The 3,396-nt window shown below is 66.2% G+C and carries 2 protein-coding genes; both read right to left on the minus strand.

Translation table 11 applies throughout. The features are described 5' to 3' along the window. A partial coding sequence (locus DBR23_RS24565) for an autotransporter assembly complex family protein (protein WP_369882165.1) occupies positions 1-1,866 on the minus strand: 1,866 nt, incomplete at its 3' end. Positions 1,867-2,073: 207 nt separating this feature from the next. Continuing rightward, positions 2,074-3,261 (minus strand): VWA domain-containing protein, encoded by a 1,188-nt coding sequence (locus tag DBR23_RS24570; protein ID WP_108499868.1) that lies wholly within the window; start codon positions 3,259-3,261, stop codon positions 2,074-2,076. Between the last annotated feature and the right edge of the window lie 135 nt (positions 3,262-3,396).

The following is a 3,396-nucleotide window of genomic DNA, read 5'->3' on the forward strand; positions in this document are numbered from 1 at the left end:
GAACCCCAGGCGCAAGTGCAGCCGCACTTCCTTGGTCTTGACGCCGTAGGCCAGGTCGGCCTGCAGCGGGCCCACGGGGCTGCGCCAGCGCACACCGGCACCCACGCCCACGCGCGGGCTCAGGTCACCCACCTTGTCGGCCACGGCGCCTGCATCCACAAACAGCGTGCTTTCCCAGTCGGTCATGGCACCCTGGTAGACGATGGGGCGCTGCCACTCCACGCTGCCCACGGCCAGGTAGCGGCCCCCATAGAGTTGCCCGTTGTCGGTGCGCGCGCCGATGCTGCGGTAGCCATAGCCGCGCACGGTGGTGTCGCCGCCCGTCACAAACAGCTGCGTGACGGGGATCTGCGCCCCCTCGCGCGCCAGCACGGCGCCAGCCTCGGCCCGCAGTGCTACGCGGGCATTGCGGCCGATGCCTGCATCGTCCTGCACGCGGCCTGCGGGGAGGAAGGACTGCCACCGCACCAGGGTGCGCACAAACGGGTCGCGCTCTGGCCGCAGGGTGGTGCCCAGGCCCAGCTCCACCGCCAGGCCATGGCCCCGGGTGGGGGCGGTGAGGCTGTTGAAGTAGCGGCCCGTCCACCCGTAGTTGATGCTCAGGGCCGTGCTAGTGTCGGAGGGCGACCGCGCGTTGTCGGTCAGGCCCTGGCTGTTGGCGTAGTCGTACTGCAAAAAATAATTGCGGTCGATGGATTTGGTGCTCTTGCTGCGGCCTGCGCGCAGACGGCCGCTGTTGACGTCGTAGTCGCCCGTGGCCTCGCGCAGCACCTGGCCGCCTGCGAACCAGCGCCAGCCGTTTTCGTTGGGCAGGTCCGTCCATTCGGTGTTGGCGAGCTTGGTTTCGCGGTCGAGTGCAAGTTTGGTCACCGCGCGCCAGCCCAGCACAGGCATCTGGTTGTGGATGTGCTCCAGTGACAGGCGTGCGCCGCTGTCGGTCGAGAAGCCGGGGCCGAACACCAGCTTTTGCATCGGGGCCTCGCGCACCTGGGCCACCACGGGGGCGGCCTGCGGGTCGGTGCCTTCGGTATCGAGCGTGAGGAACACGGCGTCGTAGTAGCCGCTGCTGGCCAGGCGCAGCTGGGCGTCCAGCATGTCGGCCTCGTCATACACCGCACCGGTGGGCAGGCGCGCCAGGCGCCGCGCACCGTCGCTGTCGTAGCGCTGGCTGCCCTGCACGCGCAAGGGGCCGAAGCGGTAGGCGGGGCCGGGGTCGTAGCTCACTCCCAGCTGGGCTTCGTGCCTGTCGGCATCGATCTCGGCCCGGCTGTTGGCGATGTGGGCCGTGGGGTAGCGCCGGGCCTGCAGCTGGCGCAGCCCGTCGGCCTTGGCGTTGTCCCAGGCCGATTGGGTGAAGGGCTGCCCGGGGGCGAGGGACCAGTTGCGCTGCAAGCGCTGCTGCCGCCGCGCCAGGTTGTCTTTGTCGGCATCGTCGGTGCCCGCCACAGTGATGTCGGCACGGGCAATGCGGGTTTGGGGGCCGGGCTCCACGGTGACGGTGACGGTGCGGGGCGCGCCCTTGTGGGTACCGGCGGTTTCCTGCGCCTCCGTCAGCTCCACGGTGATGGTGGGCGCGAAGTAGCCCAGGGTGCCCAGCAGTTCCCGCGCATTGGCATCCGTGGCGCCCAGCAGGCGCTGCAGCTCGTTGGCCTGCAGGTCGGGCAGCTGGCGAAAGCGCTGCAGCTCCAGGTGGCGCTCCAGCGTCTCGCGTACCGTGTCGGGGGCGCGCACCACCACGTCAAACGACGCGGCGCTATTGCTGGCTGCGGTGCTGGCAACGTCGCTGCCCGTGTCGCCGGTCGTGGGCTCGTCGGCCCGTGGCAGCAGGCTGCAGCCGCTCAGGCACAGTGCGCCGGAAAGCAGCAACGCCGACCACAGGGCCGGCGTTGGGGTGGTAGCGGTGGCGGAGCGCAAAACGCGGAGAGGCACGGCGCGGAAGGATATGTCAGGGAGGTCGTATGGGTGGGGCGGACAAGCCTGCCAGCCTGTCCTGTTCATCCCCGACTATGCCCTGAAACTGCAGCCCTCCCTGTCGGACAGATGCTCACAAGGCATCTGACCCCGGTACCGCGCCTATTTGGACAGCAGCCGCATGGTTTCTTCCAGCCCCTTGAGCGACAGCGGATACATGCGGTTGCCCACCAGCTGCTGGATGATGCTGATGCTCTGGCGGTACTGCCAAACGCCCTGGGGCTCGGGGTTGATCCACGCAAACTTGGGAAAGGCGTGGGTGAGCCGCTGGATCCACTCGGCACCCGGCTCCTCGTTGTTGTATTCCACACTGCCGCCGGGCTGCAGGATCTCGTACGGGCTCATCGTCGCGTCGCCCACAAAGATCAGCTTGTAGTCCTTGTTGTACTTGCGGATGATGTCCCAGGTCGGGAACTTCTCGGCAAAGCGGCGGCGGTTGTTCTTCCACATGAAGTCGTACACGCAGTTGTGGAAGTAGTAGAACTCCAGGTGCTTGAACTCGCTCTTGACCGCACTGAACAGCTCTTCCACACGCTGGATGTGCTCGTCCATCGTGCCACCCACGTCCATCAGCAGCAGCACCTTCACGTTGTTGTGCCGCTCGGGCACCATCTTGATGTCCAGGTAACCCGCATTGGCCGCCGTGCTGCGAATGGTGTCGGGCAGGTCCAGCTCCAGCTCATGCCCTTCTCGCGCAAACTTGCGCAGGCGGCGCAATGCCACCTTGATGTTGCGTGTGCCCAGCTCCTGCTGGTCGTCGTAGTCCTTGTAGGCGCGCTGCTCCCACACCTTCACGGCGCTCTTGTTCTTGCCCGCGCCGCCAATGCGCACGCCCTGCGGGTTGTAGCCGCCGTGGCCGAACGGGCTGGTGCCACCGGTGCCGATCCACTTGCTGCCGCCCTCGTGGCGCTCCTTTTGTTCTTCGAGGCGCTTCTTCAGCGTCTCCATCAACTCGTCCCAGCCCATCTTCTCGATGGCGGCCTTTTGCTCGGGCGTGAGCTCGTTCTCCAGGATCTTGCGCAGCCAGTCGGCCGGGATCTGCTTGGTGAAGTCGGCCACCATCTCCACGCCCTTGAAGTAGGCGCCAAAGGCCCGGTCGAACTTGTCGTAGTGCTTCTCGTCCTTGACCAGCGTGAGGCGGGAGAGGTTGTAGAAGTCGTCCAGGCTCCATGCGTCATCCGACTTGGGGCCCACCACACCGGCCTGCAGCGCTTCGAGCAGGGTGAGGTATTCCTTGACCGACACGGGCAACTTGGCCGAGCGCAGGGTGTAGAAGAAGTCGATGAGCATGATTTGGGCCTCTAGCGCTAGTGTTTATTGCGCATGACGCTCTAAGGCTACGCTGAACAAGCCCTCGAAATTTCCCGCGCGAACGCGGAAGACGCCATTTTTTGGATTTTGTGGCCTCTTGCGCCGCCCATTTGG

Source organism: Acidovorax sp. HMWF018, from assembly GCF_003061035.1.
GTDB lineage: Bacteria > Pseudomonadota > Gammaproteobacteria > Burkholderiales > Burkholderiaceae_C > Acidovorax > Acidovorax delafieldii.